At 64.2% G+C, this 23,840-nt stretch carries 21 protein-coding genes; 12 read left to right on the top strand and 9 right to left on the bottom strand.

Annotation, left to right across the window (positions count from 1 at the left end; genetic code table 11):
* From EOA79_RS11510 to EOA79_RS11525, 4 genes are all read right to left on the bottom strand, one after another.
* Positions 1-840 (bottom strand): glycerate kinase (locus EOA79_RS11510; protein ID WP_164893847.1); only part of this gene is annotated, 840 nt, incomplete at its 3' end.
* Positions 837-1,340 carry a heme-degrading domain-containing protein gene (locus EOA79_RS11515; RefSeq protein ID WP_067324128.1) on the bottom strand — a complete coding sequence of 168 codons (504 nt, stop codon included), beginning with the start codon at positions 1,338-1,340 and terminating at the stop codon, positions 837-839. The genes EOA79_RS11515 and EOA79_RS11510, both read right to left, overlap by 4 nt.
* A gap of 75 nt (positions 1,341-1,415) precedes the next feature.
* Positions 1,416-2,729: a guanine deaminase gene (guaD, locus tag EOA79_RS11520; RefSeq protein WP_095824365.1), complete on the bottom strand. Its 1,314-nt coding sequence runs from the start codon at positions 2,727-2,729 to the stop codon at positions 1,416-1,418.
* Between the two features lie 2 nt (positions 2,730-2,731).
* Entirely contained in the window at positions 2,732-3,958 is a 1,227-nt protein-coding gene (locus EOA79_RS11525; protein ID WP_067324124.1) for a urate hydroxylase PuuD, read from the bottom strand.
* 151 nt (positions 3,959-4,109) lie between these two features.
* Between EOA79_RS11525 and EOA79_RS11530 the strand changes: the two genes are divergently transcribed.
* Complete coding sequence (locus tag EOA79_RS11530; RefSeq protein WP_095824366.1) at positions 4,110-5,030, top strand: LysR family transcriptional regulator; 921 nt, start codon at positions 4,110-4,112, stop codon at positions 5,028-5,030.
* 37 nt (positions 5,031-5,067) lie between these two features.
* Here EOA79_RS11530 and EOA79_RS11535 read toward each other — a convergent pair whose 3' ends face one another.
* Entirely contained in the window at positions 5,068-5,904 is an 837-nt protein-coding gene (locus EOA79_RS11535) for a PhzF family phenazine biosynthesis protein (protein ID WP_095824424.1), read from the bottom strand.
* A 248-nt stretch (positions 5,905-6,152) separates the two neighbouring features.
* On the opposite strand from EOA79_RS11535, the gene dps reads away from it, so the two are divergent.
* Positions 6,153-6,641, top strand: a complete 489-nt coding sequence (dps, locus tag EOA79_RS11540; protein ID WP_066995949.1) for a DNA starvation/stationary phase protection protein Dps — start codon at positions 6,153-6,155, stop codon at positions 6,639-6,641.
* Positions 6,642-6,671: 30 nt separating this feature from the next.
* Here the strand turns inward: dps and xdhC are convergent, their stop codons facing one another.
* From xdhC to uraH, 4 genes are all read right to left on the bottom strand, one after another.
* Positions 6,672-7,667 carry a xanthine dehydrogenase accessory protein XdhC gene (xdhC, locus tag EOA79_RS11545; RefSeq protein ID WP_095824425.1) on the bottom strand — a complete coding sequence of 332 codons (996 nt, stop codon included), beginning with the start codon at positions 7,665-7,667 and terminating at the stop codon, positions 6,672-6,674.
* A gap of 62 nt (positions 7,668-7,729) precedes the next feature.
* A complete protein-coding gene (xdhB, locus tag EOA79_RS11550; protein ID WP_095824367.1) occupies positions 7,730-10,093 on the bottom strand; it encodes a xanthine dehydrogenase molybdopterin binding subunit in 2,364 nt (787 codons plus the stop codon).
* Positions 10,093-11,571, bottom strand: a complete 1,479-nt coding sequence (xdhA, locus tag EOA79_RS11555) for a xanthine dehydrogenase small subunit (RefSeq protein WP_095824368.1) — start codon at positions 11,569-11,571, stop codon at positions 10,093-10,095. The genes xdhB and xdhA overlap by 1 nt, the downstream gene beginning before the upstream one ends.
* Positions 11,572-11,574: 3 nt before the next feature.
* A complete protein-coding gene (uraH, locus tag EOA79_RS11560; protein ID WP_066995957.1) occupies positions 11,575-11,949 on the bottom strand; it encodes a hydroxyisourate hydrolase in 375 nt (124 codons plus the stop codon).
* Positions 11,950-12,125: 176 nt separating this feature from the next.
* Between uraH and puuE the strand changes: the two genes are divergently transcribed.
* The 10 genes from puuE (at position 12,126) to EOA79_RS11610 (ending at position 23,725) form a co-directional block, all read left to right on the top strand.
* Positions 12,126-13,550: an allantoinase PuuE gene (gene puuE, locus EOA79_RS11565; protein ID WP_067324114.1), complete on the top strand. Its 1,425-nt coding sequence runs from the start codon at positions 12,126-12,128 to the stop codon at positions 13,548-13,550.
* Between the two features lie 10 nt (positions 13,551-13,560).
* Complete coding sequence (locus EOA79_RS11570) at positions 13,561-14,421, top strand: bifunctional allantoicase/(S)-ureidoglycine aminohydrolase (protein WP_095824369.1); 861 nt, start codon at positions 13,561-13,563, stop codon at positions 14,419-14,421.
* Entirely contained in the window at positions 14,418-14,909 is a 492-nt protein-coding gene (locus EOA79_RS11575; protein ID WP_067324111.1) for an ureidoglycolate lyase, read from the top strand. The genes EOA79_RS11570 and EOA79_RS11575 overlap by 4 nt, the downstream gene beginning before the upstream one ends.
* Before the next feature lie 19 nt (positions 14,910-14,928).
* Positions 14,929-15,522: a nucleoside deaminase gene (locus tag EOA79_RS11580; protein ID WP_095824370.1), complete on the top strand. Its 594-nt coding sequence runs from the start codon at positions 14,929-14,931 to the stop codon at positions 15,520-15,522.
* 83 nt (positions 15,523-15,605) lie between these two features.
* On the top strand, positions 15,606-17,591 hold the full coding sequence (locus tag EOA79_RS11585) for a CocE/NonD family hydrolase (RefSeq protein WP_095824371.1): 1,986 nt from the start codon (positions 15,606-15,608) through the stop codon (positions 17,589-17,591).
* Between the two features lie 149 nt (positions 17,592-17,740).
* Positions 17,741-19,327, top strand: coding sequence for an ABC transporter substrate-binding protein (locus tag EOA79_RS11590; protein WP_067324106.1), 1,587 nt, complete (start codon positions 17,741-17,743; stop codon positions 19,325-19,327).
* A 17-nt stretch (positions 19,328-19,344) separates the two neighbouring features.
* Positions 19,345-20,304: an ABC transporter permease gene (locus EOA79_RS11595; RefSeq protein WP_067324105.1), complete on the top strand. Its 960-nt coding sequence runs from the start codon at positions 19,345-19,347 to the stop codon at positions 20,302-20,304.
* 11 nt (positions 20,305-20,315) lie between these two features.
* On the top strand, positions 20,316-21,143 hold the full coding sequence (locus EOA79_RS11600; protein WP_066995982.1) for an ABC transporter permease: 828 nt from the start codon (positions 20,316-20,318) through the stop codon (positions 21,141-21,143).
* On the top strand, positions 21,143-22,798 hold the full coding sequence (locus tag EOA79_RS11605) for an ABC transporter ATP-binding protein (RefSeq protein ID WP_095824372.1): 1,656 nt from the start codon (positions 21,143-21,145) through the stop codon (positions 22,796-22,798). The genes EOA79_RS11600 and EOA79_RS11605 overlap by 1 nt, the downstream gene beginning before the upstream one ends.
* Before the next feature lie 87 nt (positions 22,799-22,885).
* On the top strand, positions 22,886-23,725 hold the full coding sequence (locus tag EOA79_RS11610) for an alkaline phosphatase family protein (RefSeq protein WP_095824426.1): 840 nt from the start codon (positions 22,886-22,888) through the stop codon (positions 23,723-23,725).
* Positions 23,726-23,840 lie beyond the last annotated feature (115 nt).

Raw genomic sequence — 23,840 nt, forward strand, 5'->3', positions numbered from 1 at the left:
GCCACACTCAGACGATCCGCGCTTTGCCGGCAATGAAGTGCATCTCATCGCTTCGGCGGCCGCGGCTTCCAGCGAGACGCCGGCCGAAGCGATGAGATGCACTTCATTGCCGGCAAAGCGCGGATCGTCTGAGTGTGGCGCATCGGCTGCGGGAGACTGAATATGCGCCATGACCGCATCCGGCAGGCACATGCCGTAGGCGGCGATCGACGCCAGCGCATCCGCGCGGCTGCCGGTGTCGGGGACGGTCGGCCCCGAGGCCACCAGCGCCGGATTGTCGCCGGGAATGTCGGAGACGACCAGCGATACGACCCGGGCCGGATGTGCGGCGCCGGCCAGCCGTCCGCCCTTTATGGTCGAGACGTGCTTGCGGATGGTGTTCATCGCCGCGATCGGCGCGCCGGAAGCGAGCAGCGCCTCGTTGACGGCGATCTCGTCGGCAAGAGTCAGGCCGGGAGCGGGCGACGGCAGCAGCGCCGAGCCGCCGCCCGAAATCAGCGCCACGACCAGATCGTCCGCGCTCAGTCCCCGCACCTTCTCCAACAGCCGACGCGAGGCTTCGAGGCCGGCGGCGTCCGGCACCGGGTGCGCCGCCTCGATGATCTCGATGCGCTCGCATCTGGCGCCATAGCCGTAGCGGGTCACGACCAGCCCATCGATCGGACCATCCCAGACCTTCTCGAAGGCCGCCGCCATCTGCGCCGAGCCCTTGCCGGCGCCGATAACGATGGTGCGGCCCTTCGGTTTTGCCGGCAAATGATTGCGGATCGTCTTTTCCGGATCGGCGGCGGCGACGGCGGCGTTGAAGATCGACGTAAGGAAAGTTTTTGGATCGGTCATTGCTCTTCCGGCGGCAACTTGAGCTTGCTCGCATCGACTCCGAGATGGGCGCAGAGCGCATCCACAACGACACCGTGGTCTTCTCGTTCGGGCAGACCGGAGACGGCGATGACGCCGATCACGCCTGCGCCCTTCACCGCGACGGGAAAGCCGCCGCCGGCCAGCACATAGTCGGCAATGTCGAGCGCTTCGCCGACCTTGAAGGTGCGGTCGGGTCGCTGCTGCTCCAGCACCATGCGATAGGTGCTTCTGAGATAGCGCTTGACGACATTGATCTTGCGCCGCGCCCAGTCGGGGTTGGAGGCGTTGGAGCCCGGCATAGCGGCGTAGAATAGCGGACGGTCGAAGGTCCTGATATCGACGATGATCGGCAAGTTTTCGTTGAGCGCCCGCTCCCTGATCGCCGCGCCTATCTGGAAGGCCACGGCCTCGTCGAAGGCCGGAAAGACCAGCGTGGCTTCCTGTTTCTTGATCAGAGCGATGTCGTCGGCGGCAGCCATGGCGTTTCCCCTGTCAATGTCGACGCACGCTTTGGCCGATGGCTGACGCGGGGTCAAGCGACGAGCACGTTTAATCTATGCGACAATCGCGCTCTTGGCCGGCCGGCCCGCCACATAGACCTCGCTCACGGCGCGGTCGTCGCCCAGCGTCTGCAGCAGGAAGAGCTCCTCCGCCAGGGTCTCCACCGTCTCCATCCTCAGCCGCATCGCCGGCGTGGCGTTGGCATCGAGCACGACGATGTCGGCATCCGTGCCTTCTTCCAGCGTGCCGACTTTTTCGGCGACAGACAGCGCCTCGGCATTGCCGCGCGTCAGCTGCCAGAAGGACTGGAAGGGGTTCAGCTTCTCGCCATTCAGCGCGATGACTTTGTAGCCCTCGTCCATGGTCCGCAGCATCGAATAGTTGGTGCCGCCGCCGACATCGCTGGCGGCAGCGATGCTGAGCGGCTTTTCGCGGCGGCGGTAGCGCTGGTAGTCGAACAGGCCGGAGCCAAGGAAGAGGTTGGAGGTCGGGCAGAACACCGCAACCGAACCCGATTGCGACAGCGCATCGGCTTCGCGCTCGGAAAGATGAATGCAGTGGCCGAAAAGGCTCTTTTTGCCCAGCAGGCCGTAATGCTCATAGACGTCGGTGTAGTCGCGCGACCAGGGGTAAAGCTCCTGGGTGAAGGCGATCTCGGCGTGGTTTTCCGACAGATGCGTCTGCATGTGGAGATCGGGATGCTCACGGCAGAGCGCGCCGGCCATCTCCATCTGCTCGGGCGAGGAGGTGATGGCGAAGCGCGGGGTGATGGCATAGAGCTGGCGGCCCTTGCCGTGCCATTCGGCAATCAGCGCCTTGCTGTCGTCATAGCCGGTCTGGGGCGTGTCCAGCACGCCCTCCGGCGCATTGCGGTCCATCATCACCTTGCCGGCGATGTTGAGCATATTGCGGTCGTGCGATTCGGCGAAGAAGGCTTCGGCCGACGATTTGTGCACCGAGCAATAGGCGACGACCGTCGTCGTGCCCTGGCGCAGCATCTCGTCGAGGAAGAGCCTGGCGATGCGGCGGCCATGCTGCGCGTTCGCGAATTTCGACTCCTCCGGAAAGGTGTATTTGTTCAGCCAGTCGAGCAGCTCGGCGCCGTAGGACGCGATGATCTGCATCTGCGGAACATGCACATGCGCATCAATGAAGCCCGGCAGGATGAGATGCGGGCGATGATCGATCGTCTCGACGCCGGCGCCGGCGCGCTTGGCGATCTCGGCATACGGACCGGCGGCAATGATCTTGCCGTCGTCGATCAGCAGCCCGCCATCCTCCTCGTAGCGCCAGGCGGAATGGTCGTCGATTGCTTCGGGCCAGCGCAGGAAGGAGAGCGTGCGGCCGCGCAGGAGTTTCGAGGTCATGCTTACTTTCCGGCGCCTTCGAACCAGGCCACCAAAAGGGCCCGTTCCTGGTCGGTTATCTGAGTGACGTTGGCGGGCGGCATGGCATGCGCGCGGCCGGCCTGGAGGTAGATCTCCCGGGCATGATCGGCGATGCGCGCGTCGGTGTCGAGCAACACGCCCTTCGGCGCATGGTAGATTCCTTCATAGGCCGGCTCTTCGGTATGGCACATCGAGCAACGGCCGAGCACGGTGTCGCGCACGGCCGGAAAATGCGCCGAGGCAATGTAGACCTGGGCAGCGGCGGATGCGGCGGAGGTCTTGGGCTCCGCTGTCAGCACCTTGGGCACGGTCGACAGCCAGATGACGATCATGAACAGCACGGCGGCACCCAGCCAGGTCCAGGTCGGGTTCCCCTTCCTCGCGTGCACGGTGTTGAAATAGTGCCGGATCAGCACGCCGATGATGAAGACCAGCGAGGCGATGACCCAGTTGAACTGCGTGCCGAAGGCCAGCGGGTAGTGGTTCGACAGCATCAGAAACAGCACCGGCAAGGTCAGGTAGTTGTTGTGCAGCGAGCGCTGCTTGGCAATCTTGCCGTATTTCGGGTCCGGCTTGCGGCCGGCGATCAGGTCGGCGACGACGATCTTCTGGTTGGGGATGATGACCATGAAGACATTGGCCGACATGATCGTGGCGGTGATGGCGCCGAGATGCAGGAAGGCGGCACGGCCGGTGAAGAGGTGGGTCAGCCCCCAGGCGATGAAGACCAGCACGCAGTAGAGTACCAGCATCAGGCCGGTATCGCTTTTGCCGAGCGGCGAGCGGCAGAGCAGGTCGTAGACGATCCAGCCGACGCCGATCGTTGCCAGCGACAAGAGGATGCCGACGGGCACCGAGATGTTGAGCACGTTGGGGTCGATCAGGAAGAGGTCGGCGCCGGCATAGTAGACCACGCAAAGCATGGCGAAGCCCGACAGCCAGGTGGCGTAGGATTCCCATTTGAACCAGGTCAGGTGCTCCGGCATCTCCGCCGGCGCCACGAGATATTTCTGGATGTGGTAGAAGCCGCCGCCATGCACCTGCCACTCCTCGCCGAAGGCGCCGGCGGGCAGGCCGGGACGCTGGCGCAGCCCGAGATCGAGGGCGACGAAATAGAAGGACGAGCCGATCCAGGCGATGCCGGTGATGACATGCAGCCAGCGGACGGCGAAGCTCAGCCAGTCCCAGAAAATCGCAAAATCCATCATCGAGTCGCCCCTGGGAAATCGTCCCTGCCGATCAGGCGACTTTACGGTCTGGAGCGCAAACGAAAAGAGGCGGGGCGCGCGATGACTTTCAAAAAAAAATGGAAAATACTAGGGTCGTCCCACGCAGCCATTTGAGAGCCACGACCGTCGCATGGCCTATCTCGACAACATCGCCGTCTTCGTCCGCGTCGTCGAGCTCGGCAATCTGTCGGCAGCCGGGCGCGACATGCGCATCTCACCGGCGGTCGCCTCCAACCGCATCAAGGAGTTGGAGAAGCACCTCGGCGTGCGGCTGTTCAACCGCACCACGAGGCAGCTGATGCCGACCGAGCACGGCACCGTGTTCTACACCGGCGCCAAGCAGGTGCTGGACGCGATCACCGAGGCGGAGGCCGCGGTCGCAGCACTCTCCGGCCAGCCGCGCGGCACGATCAAGGTAACGGCGCCGCTCGGCCTCGGCCGGCGGCTGATCGCCTCGGGCATTCCGGATTTCCACGACAAATACCCCGATATCGAGGTGCGGCTGAGACTCTCCGACCACAATGTCGACATCATGAAGGAAGGCATCGACGTCGCCTTCCGGCTTGGCATCATCGAGGATTCCAGCCTTCGGATGCGCGGCATCATGGAATGCGAGCGCGTGCTGGTGGCGGCGCCGAAATACCTCGAGGCGCGCGGCGAGCCGGTCGAGCCGCAGGAACTGATCGGCAAGAAACATGATTGCCTGATGCTGCGCTATTCCGGCACGCGCGAATATGTCTGGACGCTGCAGACGCCGAACGGTCCGCAGAAATTCGAGGTGCATGGACCCTACGATACGGACGATGGCGATGTGCTGACAGGCTGGGCGCTGTCGGGGCGCGGCATCATCAACAAGCCGCGCTTCGAGGTCGAGCCGTTCATCCGCGATCAGCGGCTGAGAGTGATCCTGGCAAAGACGCCGCCGACGCCGGTGCAGTTCGCTGCCGTCTATCCGCACAAGAAGTTGCAGGATCCGAAGGTGCGCCTGCTGCTCGACTTCATGGCCGATCGCTGCCAGCGGCTGATCAAGGACATTCTTGCCGGTAGGTAGGGCTGGCGGGCACGCGCCTTCGCGTGGGTGACCACACTCAGTCTTCGTCCATCAGGCGGGCTGTGCCGGATACCCGGATCGAGCTGCCCGGGGTGGGCGGAATATCGGCATGCAGCCGCGAGCGCATGCCCATATCCTCGCCCTGAGCGATATTGATCGCGCCGCCATGTGCCCAGCCAATGTCGCGCAGATAGCCGGCAAAGGCGGCGGCGGCAGCGCCGGTCGCCGGATCCTCATAGACGCCGCCGGAAGCGAAGGGATTGCGCGTGTGGAAGAGACGCGGCGTTTCGGCATAGGCGAGCAGGATCGTTACCAGTCCCTCGCGCCGCATCAGGGCCCGGCCCTGTTTCAGGTCATAGGCCATGGCGGCGAGCGCCTTGCGCGACTTCAAGGCCAGCACCAGATGGTCGGCGCCGCCATGAATCAGCGCCGGCGGAATGGCGGGATCGAGATCGCCCGGCTGGTAACCGAACATGGCCAGGGTCTCGCCGGCCAGCTCCGACGGGGCCGGCCGGCTGCGCGTCGGCGGCGACTGCAGGGCGGCGGCAAAGTTGGCGCCGTCGCGAAACCCTTCGACGGTGATGGCGGCCTGATTCAGGAGCAGCTTGAAAATTCCGTCACCGAACTTTCTAACGAGGGCCGCGCCCAGCGCGATGGTGGCATGGCCGCAGAACGGCACTTCCGATTCGGGCGAAAAGTAGCGGACACGCCAGCCGTCGCCTTCACGTGCGGCAAAGGCGGTCTCGGAAAAGCCGACCTCTGCAGCGACGCGCTGCATGTCTGCGGCGTCGGGCAGAACCTCGCCAATCACCACGCCGGCCGGGTTGCCGCCGCTGTTGCCGTCCGAAAATGCCGCTATGCGCAAGACATCCATGTCGCTCGTCCCGTGTTCGTCATTCGTGTTCGCCAGGCGTGCAGAAAACACGGTTCAATCCGGTTTGGGAAACGAAGAAAGCGACGAGCAGCTGTGAGCATCAGTCATACCTTCGCCAGCTGCGCGCCCCTCGATCCGACGCGGAACGAAACCCGCTCCGTCGCCGTTCTGGCGATTGGCGGCTGCACGGCCGCCCTTCGAGACCAGTCCCCAGCTTTCACAGCGACCCAGCGCCACAGGAGCCGACCATGGACGCCATTGTCACCAAGAACGACCTCAAATCCGACGCCAAGAAGGAATCGATCGATCTTCTCAATGCCAGGCTTGCCGATGCCATCGACCTGGCGCTGGTCACCAAGCAGGCGCACTGGAACGTCAAGGGCCCGCAGTTCATCGCCATCCATGAGATGCTCGACGAGTTCCGCGAGGAGATCGACGGCCATGTCGACATCATCGCAGAACGCGCCGTGCAGCTTGGCGGCACCGCGCACGGCACCTCGCAGGACGTGTCGAGGGCAACGAAGCTCCAGCCCTATCCGACCGACATCCACAAGACCAAGGATCATCTGGCGGCGCTGATCGACCGCTATGCTACCGCTGCCAGGCTGGCGCGTGAGGCGATCGACGAGGCGGACGACGCCGGCGATGCCGACACCGCCGACATTTTTACCGCCTACTCGCGTTCGCTCGACAAATTGCTGTGGTTCCTCGAAGCGCATACGCAGGAAAAGGAATAGCCGGCTAGGCTCCTCCCATGGCCGGCTGAATCAGCCGGCCATCGCCTTGGGCGCGGCCGAGGCCTGGACCGCATGCGACACCAGCGCCGTCATGATCTCGGCGGCGGCGAGCGCGGCGATCACCGGCGGGCGCTTGTCCTTCACGGCATTGCCGCCGATCGGCGAGACGAGACGGTTGAACTGGGCCTCGCTGCCCTCGTCGGACTTCAGGAACCAGTTCTTGAACGTCGCCTTCTTGGTCTTCGAGCCGATCATGCCGACATAGGCGGCGTCGTCGCGCTTCAGCGCCTCGGCGACGATCAGGAAATCCAGCGCATGGTCATGGGTGAGGATGGCGAAGGCCGATCCCGCACGGGCTTCGCGCACCACCGCTTCGGGCATCGGCGTCAGCCGCGTCTCAACCGTTTCCGGCATGCCTTCCAGCGCATCGGCCCGCGTCTCGACGACCTCCACATGAATGGGCAGCAGCGCCAACGACGCGGCCAGCGCCTGGCCGACATGGCCGCCGCCAAAGACATAGACATGCGGCAGATGCGCCTCCTCGGCCTCGGCTTTGGCGATCAGTTCCTGTTCGATCCTAGCGTCAACCAAGCGGATCAGCACCTCGACGCGGCCGCCGCAGCATTGGCCGATTTCAGGACCCAATGGAACATCTAGGGTCGCGCAGGTTTCGTCGACCTCGATGCGGGCTTCCCTCCCCCTCGAGGGTAGGGTGGCGGCGGAGCCGCCAGGTTGGGTCACCGGCGCAGTGCTCGGCGCTGTCGTGGTGCCTTCTGAGCGCACCCCCTCTGGCCGCTTCGCGGCCATCGCCCCCTCAAAGGAGGAGAAAAGCATCTGCCGCGCCTTGTCGATCGCCATGAATTCAAGCTGGCCCCCGCCGATGGTGCCGAAAATCGCCGATGACGAGACGAGCATGAAGGCGCCGGTCTCACGCGGGGTCGACCCCTTTGTGGCCGCGACCTCGACGAGCGCGACCCGGCCGGTCTGGCCGAGAAACGCCTTCAGGCTTTGCACTTTCGAGTTCATCGTCTGCATTTCCACCCAGGAAATATAGCGTTTCGCGCCTCGAATTGCACGTTTTGGCCGGTTCAGGCCGGCTTTGCGGCTTCCCGCTTCAGCCTTTCGATCGCCATCAGCACCCGTTCCGGCGTCGCCGGGGCATCGAGGCGCGGGCAGATCCTGTGATCGGCGACACTCGCCACCGCGTCGGAGAGCGCATGCAGCACCGACATGCCGTGCGGCAGCGGCGGCTCGCCGACCGCCTTGGAGCGATGGATGGTCGGCTCGTAGGCCGACGACCAGTCGGTCAGCTTGACGTTGAAGATTTTTGGCCGGTCGGAAGCGAGCGGGATCTTGTAGGTCGACGGCGCATGCGTGCGCAGCCGGCCGCCGTTGTCCCACCAAAGCTCTTCCGTCGTCAGCCAGCCCATGCCCTGGATGAAGCCGCCCTCGACCTGGCCGAGGTCGATCGCGCTGTTCAGCGAGCGGCCGGCATCGTGCAGGATGTCGGTGCGCTCGACGACATATTCGCCCGTCAGCGTATCGACCGAGACTTCCGAGCAGGCCGCGCCATAGGCGTAGTAGTAGAAGGCATGGCCGCGGCCCTTGCTGCGGTCCCAATGGATCTTCGGCGTTTTGTAGAAGCCAGCCGCCGAGAGCTGGACGCGGTTCATGTAGGCTTGCTTGACCAGATCGTTGAAGGCGATTTCCTGGTTGCCGATGCGCACCCGGTTGGGCAAGAACACGACCTGGTCGAGCGGCACCTGGTATTTTTCGGCCGCGAAATCCGTCAGCCGCTTGCGGATCTGCCGAGCGGCATCCTGCGCCGCCATGCCGTTGAGGTCGGCGCCGGAAGATGCCGCCGTCGGCGAGGTGTTCGGCACCTTGGCTGTGGTGGTGGCGGTGATCTTGACCCGGTCGAGATCGATCTGGAATTCCTCGGCGACGACCTGCGCCACCTTGAGATGCAGGCCCTGGCCCATTTCGGTGCCGCCATGGTTCATATGCACCGAGCCGTCTGCATAGACATGCACCAGGGCGCCGGCCTGGTTGGCCTCGGTCTTTGTGAAGGAAATGCCGAACTTGACCGGCGTCAGCGCCAGGCCGCGCTTGATGAAGCGGCTGTTGTTGTTGAAGGCGCTGATCTCGCGCCGCCGCCGCGCGTAATTGGCGCTTTCCTCCAGCTCAGCGACGATGCGGTGGATGATGTTGTCCTCGACCTTCTGGTGATAGGGCGTGAGGCAGCGTTCGCCGATCGCATCCATCGGGTCATAGAAATTGAGCTTGCGGATTTCGAGCGGATCCTTGCCGACCGCGAAGGCCACTTCGTCGATGACGCGCTCCGCGCCGACCATGCCTTGCGGGCCGCCAAAGCCGCGGAAGGCGGTGTTCGAGACCGTGTTGGTGAAAAGCGGCGCCGATTTCGCGTGCACCGCCGGATAGAAATAGGCGTTGTCGCAATGGAAGAGCGCCCGGTCGCCGACGGGACCGGACAGGTCGGCGGAGAAGCCGCAGCGCAGGGCATAGGTGAAATCGACGCCGAGGATATTGCCCTCGTCGTCGAAGCCGACCTCGTAGTCGATGGCGAAATCATGCCGCTTGCCTGTGGCGGTCATGTCCTCGTCGCGGTCGAGCCTGATCTTCACCGCGCGGTTCAGCTTCTTGGTCGCGATGGCGGCTATGGCCGCGCATTGGTTGGCCTGCGTCTCCTTGCCGCCGAAGCCGCCGCCCATGCGGCGCACCTCCACCGTCACCGCATGGCTCGGCACGCCGAGCGCATGCGCAATCAGATGCTGCGTCTCGCTCGGCCCCTGCGTGGAGCAATAGACGATCACCTCGTCGTCCTCACCGGGGATCGCCAGCGAGACCTGGCCCTCGAGGTAGAAATGGTCCTGGCCGCCAAGCCACATGCGGTTCTTGATGCGGCGGGGCGCCGCCGCAATCGCGGCAGCCGCATCTCCGCGCTTCAGGATCAGCGGCGTGGTGACCTGCTTGTCCTTGACCGGGTCGAGGTCCCAGATGTCGATCACGGCCGGAAGCTCGTCATATTCGATCCTAGCCAGGCGTGCCGCACGGCGCGCCGCCTCGCGTGTCTCAGCTACCACGGCGAAGATCGGCTGGCCGTAGAAGTGCACCTTGTGCTCGGCGAGCACCGGATCGTCATGCATGTTGCTCGGCGAGACGTCGTTGTCGCCGGGCACGTCGGCACAGGTCAGCACATCGACGACGCCTGGCGCTGCGCGCACCGCCGACAGATCAATGCTCTTCAGCGTGCCGTGCGCGACCTTGGCGAGGCCAAGGCCGACATGCAGCGTGCCGGCAGGCTCAGGCATGTCGTCGATATAGACGGCGGCGCCGCTGACATGCTTGTGCGCGGAATCGTGCCGCTGCTCGGTGGCGACGCCGCCGACGATTTTTTCGGCCTTGAGGTTGGGAGTGGCGTGCTTGTCCATCAGGCCGCCTCGTTGCGGGTCACTTGGAACGGCGCCCTGGTGCCGGTGGTTTCGACATAAAAGCGCAGCAAAAGATTCTTCGCCGCCAGCGCCCGATACTCGGCGGTTGCACGCATATCGGTAATTGGCGTGAAGTCGCTGGCGTATTCGGCCATCGCGGACTCGACACTCGCTTCGCTCCAGACTTTGCCGATAAGGGCGGTTTCAACCGCAGTCGCCCGCTTCGGCGTCGGCGCCATGCCGCCATAGGCGATACGGATATCCGCCACGGTGCCGTTCTTGGCCTCGGTCAGATAGAAGGCGCCGAGGGTAGCGGTAATGTCCTCGTCGCGGCGCTTGGTGACCTTGTAGACGGCAAATTTCGTGCCCTCTGCCGGCACGGGCACATGGACGGCCTCGACGAATTCGCCGGGCTGCCGATCCTGCTTGCCATAGGCAATGAAGAAGGTTTCGAGCGGGATCGTGCGTCGGGCATTGCCCTTGCGGAGCGTGAGCCGCGCGCCGAGCGCGATCAGCGGCGGCGGCGTGTCGCCGATCGGAGAGCCGTTGGCGATGTTGCCGCCGATGGTGCCCATGTTGCGCACCTGCTCGCCGCCGATGCGGTCGACCAGCGGTCCCAAGGCCGGGATACGCCGGGAAAGCGTTGCGAAGGCTTCGCTGTAAGTCACGCCGGCGCCGATCGTAATCACGCCATCGGTCTCCGAGATCATGCGCAAGCCGTCGAGGCCGCCGATGAAGATAGCCGGCGAGATGTCGCGCATATGCTTGGTGACCCACAGCCCGACATCGGTCGAGCCGGCAACGATGGTGGCGCCAGGCTCCTTCTCGAGCACCATGGCGAAATCGTCGACGTCAGCCGGCACGATCAGCCGCTGCGTACCCGAACCGACCTCGACCCTGGCGCCGTCGCGCAGCGCTCCCAGCCGTGCGGTGATATCCTTGCGCTCCACTGCCAGCGGGTCCTTCGCCGCCTTGCCGTAGCTTGATATGGCGCGCGCCGCGCGCATGATCGCCTCGTAGCCGGTACAGCGGCAGAGATTGCCCTGCAGCGCCTTTTCGATCGCCGCGTCGGACGGATTGGGCGTCTTCATCCAGAGCGCATAGAGTGACATGACGAAACCGGGCGTGCAGAAGCCGCATTGCGAGCCATGGAAATCGACCATCGCCTGCTGCACGGGGTGAAGCTGTTCGCCATTGCCGCGCAGGTGCTCAACGGTGACGACATGCGTGCCGTCGAGCGAGCCCATGAAGCGGATGCAAGCATTGACGCTTTCATAGACCAGGCCCTCGACCGACAGCTTGCCGACCAGCACCGTGCAGGCGCCGCAATCGCCCTCGGCGCAGCCTTCCTTGGTGCCGCGCAGCGAGCGGTTCAACCGCAGCCAGTCGAGCAGGGTCGCGTCGGGGGCGATGTCGTTCAGCGCGACATCGTCGCCGTTCAGGATGAAGCGTATCTGGTTACGGGTCTTGTCGGCCATGTCTCAGCTCCCGCGATAGGTCGAGTAGCCGTAGGGCGAGATCAAGAGCGGCACATGATAATGCCGCTCCTCCGCCATGCCGAAGCGGATCGGCACGGTGTCGAGGAAAGCCGGCTCCGGCAGGCTGGCGCCCTGCCCGCGCAGATAATCGCCGGCAGCGAAGACCAGCTCGTACTCGCCGGTGCGGAAGTCGGCGCCGGCAAGCAACGGCGCGTCGCAGCGGCCGTCATCATTGGTGGTGACGGTCTTCAAATGCGTGCGGGCCTGGCCTTCGAGGCGGAAAAGCCCGATTGAAAGGCCCTTTGCCGGCCTGCCGGTCGCGGTATCGAGGACATGGGTCGTCAGACGCCCGCCATCGGCTTTCGACGTTTCTGCCACTGGCCGCCTCCCATCCCAAGTAGTCGAACGTTTTCAGGTCAATTGTGCGCCAATTAAAGGCGATGCATAAGCCCCGGTCGAGCGGAGTGCGGCAAAAAGCACTTTCAAAAATTTTCGGGGGAATGCACGAGCACTCCTTTCGATATCTTCATCTCAACAGTCGGGCAGGAGCGATCATGCGTTACGAACGGGACATGCGCGGTTACGGAGCCAATCCGCCAGACCCGAAATGGCCCGGCGGCGCCTATGTCGCGGTGCAGTTCGTCGTCAATTACGAAGAAGGCGGCGAGAACTGCGTGCTGCACGGCGACAAGGCTTCCGAAGCCTTCCTGTCCGAGATCGTCGGCGCCGCCCCCTGGCTCGGCCAGCGCCACTGGAACATGGAATCGATCTATGAATACGGCGCCCGCGCCGGCTTCTGGCGGCTCTACCGGCTGTTCACGCAAGCTGAGGTGCCGGTGACCTGCTACGGCGTCGCCACGGCGCTGGCACGCTCCCCCGATCAGGTCGCGGCGATGCAGGAGGCCGGCTGGGAGATCGCCTCGCACGGGCTGAAATGGATCGACTACCGCGACCATAGCGCGGAGGACGAGCGACGTGACCTCGAAGAGACGATCCGTCTGCATTACGAAGTGACCGGCGCGCGGCCGACCGGCTGGTACACCGGCCGCACTTCGGTCAACACGGTGCGACTCGTCGCCGAGGAAGGCGGCTTCGATTACGTCTCCGACACATATGACGACGAATTGCCCTACTGGTTCGACCGGGGTGGTCTGGAGAAGCCGCAGCTCATCATCCCCTACACGCTCGACGCCAACGACATGCGCTTTGCCACGCCGCAGGGCTTCAATTCGGGCGACCAGTTCTTCGCCTATCTGAAGGACAGTTTCGACACGCTCTATGCGGAGGGCAAGGCGGGGCGGCCGCGCATGATGAACATCGGCCTGCATTGCCGGCTGGTCGGCCGTCCGGGCCGCGTGGCGGCGCTGAAGCGCTTCGTCGACTATGTGAAGTCGCATGACAGGGTGTGGCTGACCCGGCGCATCGATATCGCAAAACACTGGCGCGAGACGCACCCCTACCAGGCGCCGGCGCTGCGCCCGTCTCGGATGGAATTCGAGGAATTCGTGCATGCCTTCGGCGGGGTGTTCGAGCATTCGCCGTGGATCGCCGAGCGGGCCTACGAACTGGAGCTCGGCCCGGCCCATGACAGCGCCGGCGGCCTGCACAACGCGCTCTGCCGCGTCTTCCGCGCGGCGACCGAGGCCGAGCGGCTTTCTGTGCTCAACGCCCATCCCGACCTTGCCGGCAAGCTGGCGGCGGCCAAGCGGCTGACGCCGGAATCAGCCAAAGAACAGGCCTCCGCCGGGCTCGACGCGCTGACCGACAAGGAGCGCGAGCTGTTTTCGAAGCTCAACGCCGCCTATGTCACGACCTTCGGCTTTCCCTTCATCATCGCGGTCAAGGGCAAGACGAAGGACCAGATCCTGGCGGAGTTCGAGGCTCGCATCGGCAACAGCCGCAGCAATGAATTCGACACCGCGTGCAAACAAGTCGAGCGCATCGCGCTGCTTCGGCTCAAAGACATGCTTCCAAAATAGGCTTCAACACATGGACAGGATGAACATGGCCGAGCGAACCTATTACGCGCCGCATGGCGGCCATCCCGGTCAGCACGAGCTGTTGACCGGCCGCGCCGTCTTCACCGAAGCCTATGCGGTCATCCCCAAGGGCGTGATGCAGGACATCGTCACCAGCCCGCTGCCGTTCTGGGACAAGACAAGGGCCTGGATCATCGCAAGACCGCTTTCGGGTTTCGCCGAGACCTTTTCGCAATACATCGTCGAGGTCCTGGCCGGCGGCGGCAGCGACCGACCTGAGCTCGACCCCGAAGCCGAGGGCGTGCTGTTCGTGGTCGAGGGCGAGCTTACGGTCTCCCTTGCCGGTAAGAACCATGTGCTTCGCCCAGGCGGCTTTGCCTTCCTGCCGCCGGCCAGCGGCTGGACAGCGCGCAATGAGAGCAGCGGTGCGGTCCGCTTCCACTGGGTTCGCAAGGCCTATGAGGCGGTCGACGGGCTCGACGTTCCGGAAGCCTTCTTCAGCAGCGACAAGGAGGTCGAGCCGAGCCCGATGCCCGGCACGGGAGGCCACTGGGCGACGACGCGCTTCGTCGACCCGGCCGACATGCGCCACGATATGCATGTCACCATCGTCACGCTCAAACCCGGCGCGGTCATCCCCTTCGCCGAGACCCATGTCATGGAGCATGGGCTCTATGTGCTCGAAGGCAAGGCAGTCTATCGCCTCAATCAGGACTGGGTCGAGGTCGAGGCCGGCGACTTCATGTGGCTGCGCGCCTTTTGCCCGCAGGCCTGCTACGCCGGCGGTCCCGGGAATTTCCGCTACCTGCTCTACAAGGACGTCAACCGGCACGCCAAGCTTGGCGGCGCCCTTGGGGCTCGCGCGCAGTGACCCAAATCGTGGCCCAGCCGCTGACACGCGAAAACTTCGCGCCGTTTGGCGATGTGATCGATATGGGCGGCGAGAACCGCTACCCGATCAATGGCGGCAAGGCGATGCGCTACCACGATCTCGCCACCGCCGAGGCCACCGGGCCGAATGCCAAGGTGCTGATCTCGATGGTGCGCGGCACCCCCTACGAGATGCCGCTGAAACTGACCATGGTCGAGCGCCATCCGCTCGGCAGCCAGGCTTTCATTCCGTTGTCGCCGCGGCCGTTCCTGGTTGTCGTCTGCCATGACACTCAGGACGGGCCAGGCGAGCCGCACGCCTTCATCACCGCGCCCGGGCAGGGCATCAACTACCGGCGCAATCTCTGGCACGGCGTGCTGACGCCGATCGGCGAGGAACAGGACTTCCTCATCGTCGACCGCGGCGGCGACGGCGCCAACCTCGAAGAGTGCCATTTCTCGCACCCTTACGAGATCCATCTTCCCTGAAAGCTGCCAGTTTTTCCCGATGACAGACATTTCGCTGATCGACCGCCTGCTCGACGTTATCGAGCACGATATCGTGCCGAAGACCGCTGAAGGCGTTGCCCATGGCAACAAACTCTTCGGCGCCGCCATCCTGCGGAAAGACGACCGCTCGCTGGTGCTCGCCGAAACCAACAACGAGATCGAAAATCCGCTCTGGCATGGCGAAATGCACTGCCTGAAGCGATTTTACGAAATGCCAAAAGCCGAGCGCGTCGACACCAGGGATGCACTGTTCCTGGCCACGCACGAGCCCTGCTCGCTGTGCCTGTCGGCGATCACCTGGACCGGCTTCGACAATTTCTACTACCTCTTCAGCCACGAGGACTCGCGCGACAGCTTCGCCATCCCGCATGACCTGAAGATCCTGAAGGAGGTCTTCACACTCGATCCCGGCGGCTACAACGCCGAGAACGCCTATTGGAAGAGCTTTTCCATACGCCGGCTGGTGCGCGCTTTGCCCGAGGCGGAACGCAGGCGGCTGGAGGCGCGCATTGCCAAGATCTCCGCACGCTATGACGCGCTGTCCGGCACATACCAGGCGAGCAAGGCCGACAACGACATTCCGCTGAACTGACGCTTTGAATTGACGCTTATTGACCAGCCGATTTCGCCGGCTGGCCCACGACGCCTCGGCGACGGTTCCATCATGTGCCTTGCATGAAAACCGTCACAGAATTCCCTCGCAAGGTCGTCGAATTTCCCGATATGGGCATCGACATGCCGGATGGCTGCCGGCTGTCGGCGCGCATATGGATGCCTGAGGATGCCGGCGACAACCCGGTGCCGGCGGTCCTCGAGCATTTGCCCTACCGCAAGCGCGACGGCACCATCTTCCGCGATCAGCTGACGCATCCTTATTTCGCCGGACACGGCTATGCCTCGATCCGCGTCGACATGCGCGGCAACGGCGATTCCGAAGGGCTGATGGACGACGAATATTCCGAGCAGGAATTGCAGGACGCCTGCGACGTCATCGCCTGGGCGGCCGCGCAGCCCTGGTGCAACGGCAATGTCGGCATGATGGGCATATCCTGGGGCGGCTTCAACTGCCTGCAGGTCGCGGCAAAGCAGCCGCCGGCGCTGAAGGCGGTGATCAGCCTGTGCTCGACCGTCGACCGCTATGCCGACGACATTCACTACAAGGGCGGCTGCCTGCTGCTCGAGAATTTCGGCTGGGCCTCGACGATGCTCTCCTACTCGTCGCGGCCGCCGGATCCGGAAATCGCCGGCGGCAACCGCTGGCGCGATCTGTGGCTGAGCCGTCTGGAGAACCAGCCTTTTCTCGCGCCGCTATGGCTCAGCCACCAGCATCGCGATGCCTACTGGAAACGCGGCTCGATCTGCGAGGACTTTTCGGCCGTTAAGGCGGCAGTGCTGTCGATCGGCGGTTGGCATGACGGCTACCGCAACACGATCTCCAATCTCGTCACCAACATCCAGGCGCCGGTGAAGGGCATCGTCGGCCCCTGGATCCACAAATATCCGCATTACGCGGCACCCAATCCGGCCATCGGTTTCCTGCAGGAGGCGCTGCGCTGGTGGGACCGCTGGCTGAAGGGCGCGGCGACCGGCGTCGAGGCCGACCCGGACTACCGCGCCTATGTAATGGATAGCGTGCGTCCGGCCCGCTGGCATCCCGAACGGCCAGGCCGCTGGATTGCGGAACAGCAATGGCCCTCGCCCAACATCAAGATCAAGGCAACCGGGCTCATTCCCGAGGGCGTCGGGCCGGCAATCGTCGCCTCGCCGCAAAGTTGCGGGCTTGCCGGCGGCGAGTATTTTCCCTTCACCTTCGGTCCGGAACTGCCGGGCGACCAGCGCTCCGACGACGCGCTTTCGGTATGCTTCGACCAGGTCGAACTCGAGGAGGCGATCGACATCGTCGGCGCGCCTGAAGTCGAAGTACGGGTTGCCTCGGACCGCCGCCAGGCCAACCTCGCGGTGCGTCTCTGCGACGTGCATCCGGACGGCGCCTCGGAGCTGATCTCCTATGGCGTGCTCAACCTCACCCACCGCAACTCGCACGAGTTCCCGGAAGCGCTGGTGCCAGGCGAGACGGTCTCGGCACGCGTCGTGCTCGACCAGTGCGCCTATCGGGTGCCGGCCGGCCACCGGCTGCGGGTTGCCGTCTCGACCGCCTACTGGCCGATGATCTGGCCTTCGCCGGAGCCGGCGACGCTCGAACTGTCGGCCGCGACGCTCAAGCTGCCGCTGCGCCCGCCGGCGACGGCCGACGAGGTGTCGTTCCTCGAACCGGAAGGGGCTACGCCCTGGGCGACCGAGACGATCAGGCCGACCAATTCCGAGCGGCATATCCACCGCAACGAAAAGACCGGCGTCGTCACGCTTGCCGTAACGGACGATTTCGGCGAGGTGCGCGACCTGGAGCACGGGCTGGTCCACGGCAGCATGGTCAGGGAGACATGGGCGATCCAACCCGACGATCCCCTGTCGGCGACGGGCAGCACGCATTGGACGCAGACATTGTCGCGAAATGAATGGTCGGTGCGGACCGAGACCTTCGCCGAGATGCGCTCGGACGCGCAAGACTTCATCCTCAGCGCCAGAATCGAGGCCTATGAGGGCGAAAAACTGGTGTTCGAGCGCGATTTCAAACAGACGATTCCCCGCGCTCTCGTGTGAGCGCTGACAAGATTGGTCCAAATGCGACGCGCCATTTACGCCACGGCATGTCGCATTCGGTCTTGCTTACAGCTTTCCGTTGCGCTCATTATCCCTCACAAGAACAAGAACCGACCACATGGTCGTACCATCAGAGTGAGGAACCCATAATGACAAACGAACTCGACTATCTCAGCCGGCGCGTCGCTGCCGGAAAGCTCAGCCGCCGCGACTTCCTTGGCCGCGCCGCCGCGCTCGGCGTCACCGCGCCCTTCGCCAACTCGCTGCTTTCGAGCGCTGCCCGGGCTGCCGGCCCCGTCAAGGGCGGCACGTTGAAGGCCGGCCTGGTCGGCGGTGAATCCACCAACAGCCTCGACCCGGCGCTGATGATGACCCAGGTGCCCTTCGCCTTCGGCAAGTGCTGGGGCGAAATGATCGTCGAACTGTCGCCCGACGGCAAGCTCGAGAACCGCATCGCCGAGGAAATCGGCTCTTCCGACGACGCCAAGGTCTGGACGCTCAAGATCCGCGACGGCATCGAATTCCACAACGGCAAGACGGTGACCGCCCAGGACGTGGCCGCCACGCTGGAGCGCCATTCGGACGAGAAGTCGAAGTCCGGCGCGCTCGGCTACATGAAGGGCATCGAGACCATCAAGGTTAACGGTAAGGAAGTGGTGCTGACCCTGAAGGAAGCCAACGCCGACCTTCCCTATCTGCTCAGCGACTATCACCTGATCGTGCAGCCGAATGGCGGCAAGGACAAACCCGATGCCGGCATCAGCGCCGGCCCTTACAAGGTCAAGGTCAACGAGCCCGGCGTGCGCCATGTCGGCGAACGCTTCGCCAACTACTGGCAGGGCGACAAGATGGGCCATGCCGACCAGGTCGAAGTCGTCGTCATCAACGACGCGACGGCGCGCACGGCGGCCCTGCAGGGCGGTCAGGTCAACATGATCAACCGCGTCGAGCCGAAGATCGTCGACCTGATCAAGCGCGTGCGGGGCGTCACCATCCGCAACCACTCCGGTCCCGGCCACTACGTGTTCATCATGCATTGCAACACGGCGCCGTTCGACAACAACGACCTCAGGATGGCGCTGAAGCTGGCGATCAACCGCGAAGAGATGCTGAACAAGGTGCTGCGCGGCTACGGCTCGCTCGGCAACGACTTCCCGATCAACGCCTCCTACCCGCTGTTCACAGAGATCGAGCAGCGCAAATACGATCCCGACAAGGCCAAGTTCCACTACAAGAAGTCGGGTCACGACGGCGCCGTGCTGCTCAGGACGTCGGACGTCGCCTTCCCCGGCGCGGTCGATGCCGCGCAGCTCTATCAGCAGAGCGCGGCCAAGGCCGGCATCAAGCTGGAAATCAAGCGCGAGCCCGGCGACGGCTACTGGAACGAAGTCTGGAACAAGCAGCCCTTCTGCGCTTCCTATTGGGGCGGCCGCTCGACGCAGGACCAAATGTACTCGACCGCCTACCTGTCGAGCGCCGACTGGAACGACACGCGGTTCAAGCGGCCGGACTTCGACAAGATGGTGCTGGCGGCGCGCGCCGAGCTCGACGAGGCCAAGCGCAAGCAGATGTACCATGACATGGCTGTGATGGTGCGTGACGAGGGCGGCTTGATCCTGCCGATGTTCAACCAGTTCATCGACGCAACTGGTCCCAAGGTCGGTGGCTGGGTGGACGATCCGCATCAGGAGCTGATGAACGGCTACGCCTTGGCGAAGTGCTGGATGGAAGCCTAAGGTCCGGCCTTGCGGAGATGTCCTCACCCGTCGTGAAACTGGTGGCCCAGCGCGTTGCGCTGGGCATCCTCCTTCTGCTGGCCGTTTCGGTCCTGATCTTCGCCGGCACGCAGATCCTGCCCGGCGACGTCGCCCAAGCCATCCTCGGACAATCGGCGACGCCGGAGTCGCTCGCCAATCTGCGCGAACAGCTCGGGCTCAATCAGCCTGCCTATATCCGCTACTTCCACTGGCTGGGCGGCGTGCTCACCGGCGATCTCGGCACGGCGATGTCGAGCGGGCAGGACATCGCGACATCGATCAAGGAACGGCTGTGGAACACCTTGTTCCTGGCCTTCTGGGCGGCAATCGTGGCCATTCCGCTGGCGATCACGCTTGGCCTGATCGCGGTGCGCTACCGCAATGGCTGGGTCGACAAGATGATCTCCGGCGTGGCGCTCGCCTCGACCTCGTTCCCGGAATTCTTCATCGGCTACCTGCTGGTCTTCTACTTCGCGGTCGAGCATCAATGGTTCCCCGCCATCTCGACCGTCTATGACGGAATGTCGTTAGGCGAGCGATTGCAGGCGATCGCGCTGCCGGCGGCGGCGCTGACGCTGGTGGTGCTGGCCCACATGATGCGCATGACGCGAGCGGCCATCCTCAACGTCATGCAATCGGCCTATGTCGAGACGGCGGAGCTCAAGGGGCTCTCGGCTTTCGCGGTCATCCGCAAGCATGCCTTCCCGAACGCGATCGCACCGATCATCAATGTCGTCATGCTGAACCTCGCCTATCTCGTGGTCGGCGTCGTCGTGGTCGAGGTGATTTTCGTATATCCGGGCATGGGGCAATATCTCGTCGACCATGTCACCAAGCGTGACGTTCCCGTCGTCCAGGCGGTCGGCCTGATCTTTGCGGCCGTCTATATCGCCCTCAACATCATCGCGGACATTGCGGCGATCGTCGCCAATCCGCGGCTCAGGCATCCGAAGTAGGGGGCGCCGGTATGCTCGATATCAGACGCACTCCTGTCGCGGCGCTGATCGGCATTGTGCTGACGACGCTGTTCGTGCTGGCGGCGGTCTTGGCGCCATGGATCGCCCCGCACGGCAATGCCGAGATCGTCAGCGACGTCCCTTGGGAACCGATGTCATCGGTGCACCTGTTGGGCACCGACAATCTCGGCCGCGATCTCTTGTCCCGCATGATCTATGGCGCCCGCATCACGCTGTTCATCGCCGTGCTGGCCACCGCGCTGTCCTTTTCGCTCGGCGCCATTCTGGGCTTTTCGGCGGCGGTGTTCGGCGGCTGGTTCGACACGATGCTGTCGCGCCTCGTCGACCTGCTGATGTCCATCCCGACGCTGATCATGGGCCTGGTCGTCCTGTCGGTGCTGCCGTCCAACCTGGTGACGCTGATCCTGGTGATGGGCATCCTCGATTCGACCCGTGTCTACCGCTTGTCGCGCGCGGTGGCGGTCGACATCAACGTCATGGACTATGTCGAGGCCGCGAAACTGCGCGGCGAAGGCAGCGGCTGGATCATTTTCCGCGAGATTCTGCCGAACGCGCTGTCGCCCCTGGTCTCGGAACTCGGCCTGCGCTTCATCTATGCGGTGCTTTTCCTGTCGACGCTCTCCTTCCTCGGCCTCGGCGTGCAGCCGCCGGACGCCGACTGGGGCGGCATGGTGAAGGAGAACAAGGACGGCATCGTCTTCGGCATCCCGGCGGCGCTCATCCCGGCGGCGGCGATCGCAGCGCTGGCGATCTCGGTCAACCTTGTCGCCGACTGGGTGCTCAACCGCACGACCAGCCTGAAGGGAGGGCGCGGGTGATGGCTGACAGCAAAGCAAATTCCGGCCGACTTCTCGACATCCGCAATCTGCGCATCGAGGCGACCGTCTACCCGCCCGGCGAGGCGCCGAAGACCATCACCCTTGTCCATGATGTCTCGCTGACGCTGGAGAAGGGCAAAGTGCTCGGCTTGATCGGCGAATCCGGCGCCGGCAAGTCGACGATCGGCCTGTCCTCGATGGGTTATGGCCGGGGCGGCGTGCGCATTACGGGCGGCGAGGTGATCCTCAACGGCCGCGATATACTGAAGGGCGGCAAGGAGGGCTTGCGCAAGCTGCGCGGCCGCGAAGTGTGCTATGTCGCCCAGTCGGCGGCGGCGGCCTTCAATCCGGCGCACCGGCTGATGGACCAGGTGGTGGAGGCGACGCTTCTGCACGGCACGGCAACCCGGGCCGAGGCCGAAAAGCGAGCCGTCGCGCTGTTCAAGAAGCTCAGCCTGCCCAATCCGGAAACGATCGGTGAGCGCTTCCCGCACCAGGTCTCGGGCGGCCAGTTGCAGCGCGTCATGACGGCGATGGCGCTTTGCTCCGAGCCTGATCTGATCGTCTTCGACGAGCCGACGACAGCGCTCGACGTGACGACGCAGATCGATGTGCTGGCGGCGATCAAGGACGCCATCCGCGATACCCATGTGGCGGCTTTATACATCACCCACGACCTCGCCGTGGTGGCGCAGGTAGCGGACGAGATCATGGTGCTGCGCCATGGCCGGCTGGTCGAATGGGGCGGTACCCGCCAGATCATCAAGGAGCCGCGCCAGGAATATACCAACGCGCTGGTCTCGGTGCATGAGATCGAGCACAACGAACAGCAGCCCGGCACCACACCGATGCTGTCGGTGAAGAACGTGACGGCCGCCTATGGCGGCGGTCTCGTCAAGGTGCTGAAGAACGTCTCGATCGACATCTACCCGGGCCAGACGCTGGCCGTCGTCGGCGAGAGCGGTTCCGGCAAATCGACGCTGGCGCGCGCCATCACCGGCCTCCTGCCGCCCGAGCAGGGCAGCGTCTTCTTCGACGGCCGAACGCTTGGCAACAGGCTCTCCGATAGGCCGAAGGAGGATCTGCGCCAGCTGCAGATGATCTACCAGATGGCCGATGTCGCGATGAACCCGCGCCAGACCGTGGGAACGATCATCGGCCGGCCGCTCGAGTTCTATTTCGGCATAAGAGGCCGCGAGCGCGACAAGCGCGTCGCCGAGCTGCTCGACCAGATCGAGATGGGAAAGGGCTTCATCGACCGCTATCCGGCCGAGCTTTCGGGCGGCCAGAAGCAGCGCGTCTGCATCGCCCGTTCGCTGGCCGCCAAGCCGAAGCTGATCATCTGCGACGAGGTGACCTCGGCGCTCGATCCGCTGGTCGCCCACGGCATCCTCAAGCTGCTGCTCAACCTGCAGCAGATCGAGAAAGTGGCCTATCTCTTCATCACCCACGACCTCGCGACGGTGAAGTCGATCGCCGATTCGATCGCGGTCATGTATCGCGGCGAGGTCGTCCGCTACGGCTCCAAGAGCAAGGTGCTGGCGCCGCCCTTCGATGCCTATACCGACCTTCTCTTGTCCTCCGTCCCCGAAATGGAGATCGGCTGGCTGGAGAAGGCGATTGCCGGCCGGCGCATGGAAAGCGCCGGCAACTAAGCTGGCTAGCTCTTCGCTGCACTTCTCGGACTTGGCCGGACCGGTCAAGCCCGCCGATCTCTCCCGCCAGACCGCATGGAATTGCCCGTGGCGCTTAAATCCAAATTGCTGCTCATCATCCTTGACGGCGTGCCCTACCGGAACTGGCGCCGGCTCATGGGCAATCTCGAAGGCTGGGTACAGTCTGGTGAGGCGCAAGTGTGGAGAATGCGCTCCGTGCTGCCGTCAACATCGGCCTGCTGCTACGCCTCGATCCATACCGGGGTCACGCCGCAGGTTCATGGCATCCTCTCCAACGAGAACCGGTTCCGGGTCAGGCAGCCCGATATCTTCTCGGAGGTCAGCAAGGCCGGCGGCAGAACCGGGGCGGTGACGCATTCCTACTGGTCGGAATTCTTCCGCTCCCATCCATTCGATCTCGTCGAGGACATGGAATTCGACGAGCCTGGCGGGCCGATCACGCATGGCCGCTTCCACACCATGACCGGCTACAATCTCAAGAACCAGATGACGCCGAGCGATGTCGACCTGTTCGCGACATTGACCATGCTCACCCGCCGCCACGGCATCGACTACGGCGTCCTGCACAGCTGCACGCTGGACTCGATGGGCCATCGCTTCGGCCACGACTGCCACGAGATGGATCATGCCTGCTACGCGATGGACGGTATGCTCGCCGCCTTCCTGCCCGGGTGGCGCGAAGCCGGCTATGAAGTCATCGTCACCGCCGATCACGGCCAGACGGACCGCGGCCATCACGGCGGGCATGACGACGAGATGCAGGATTTCGCGCTCTACTATTTCGGGCCGGCGAAGGGTCCAGAAGCCGACGCGCTGCTCGACCAGCTGCAGCTCGCGCCGACGGTGCTGAGCCGGCTCGGCGTGGAGGTGCCGGCGACGATGAAGGGGAAGGTGTTTTTGATTTAGCTTCCCCTTCTCCCCTTGTGGGAGAAGGTGTCGCCAAAGGCGACGAATGAGGGGTGTTTCAGTGAACGCCAACGTCTCACTCCGCTGGAACACCCCTTAACCCGTCTCGGCGCTC

It is taken from the genome of Mesorhizobium sp. M1A.F.Ca.IN.020.03.2.1 (genome assembly GCF_004023205.1).
Taxonomy (GTDB): Bacteria; Pseudomonadota; Alphaproteobacteria; order Rhizobiales; family Rhizobiaceae; genus Mesorhizobium.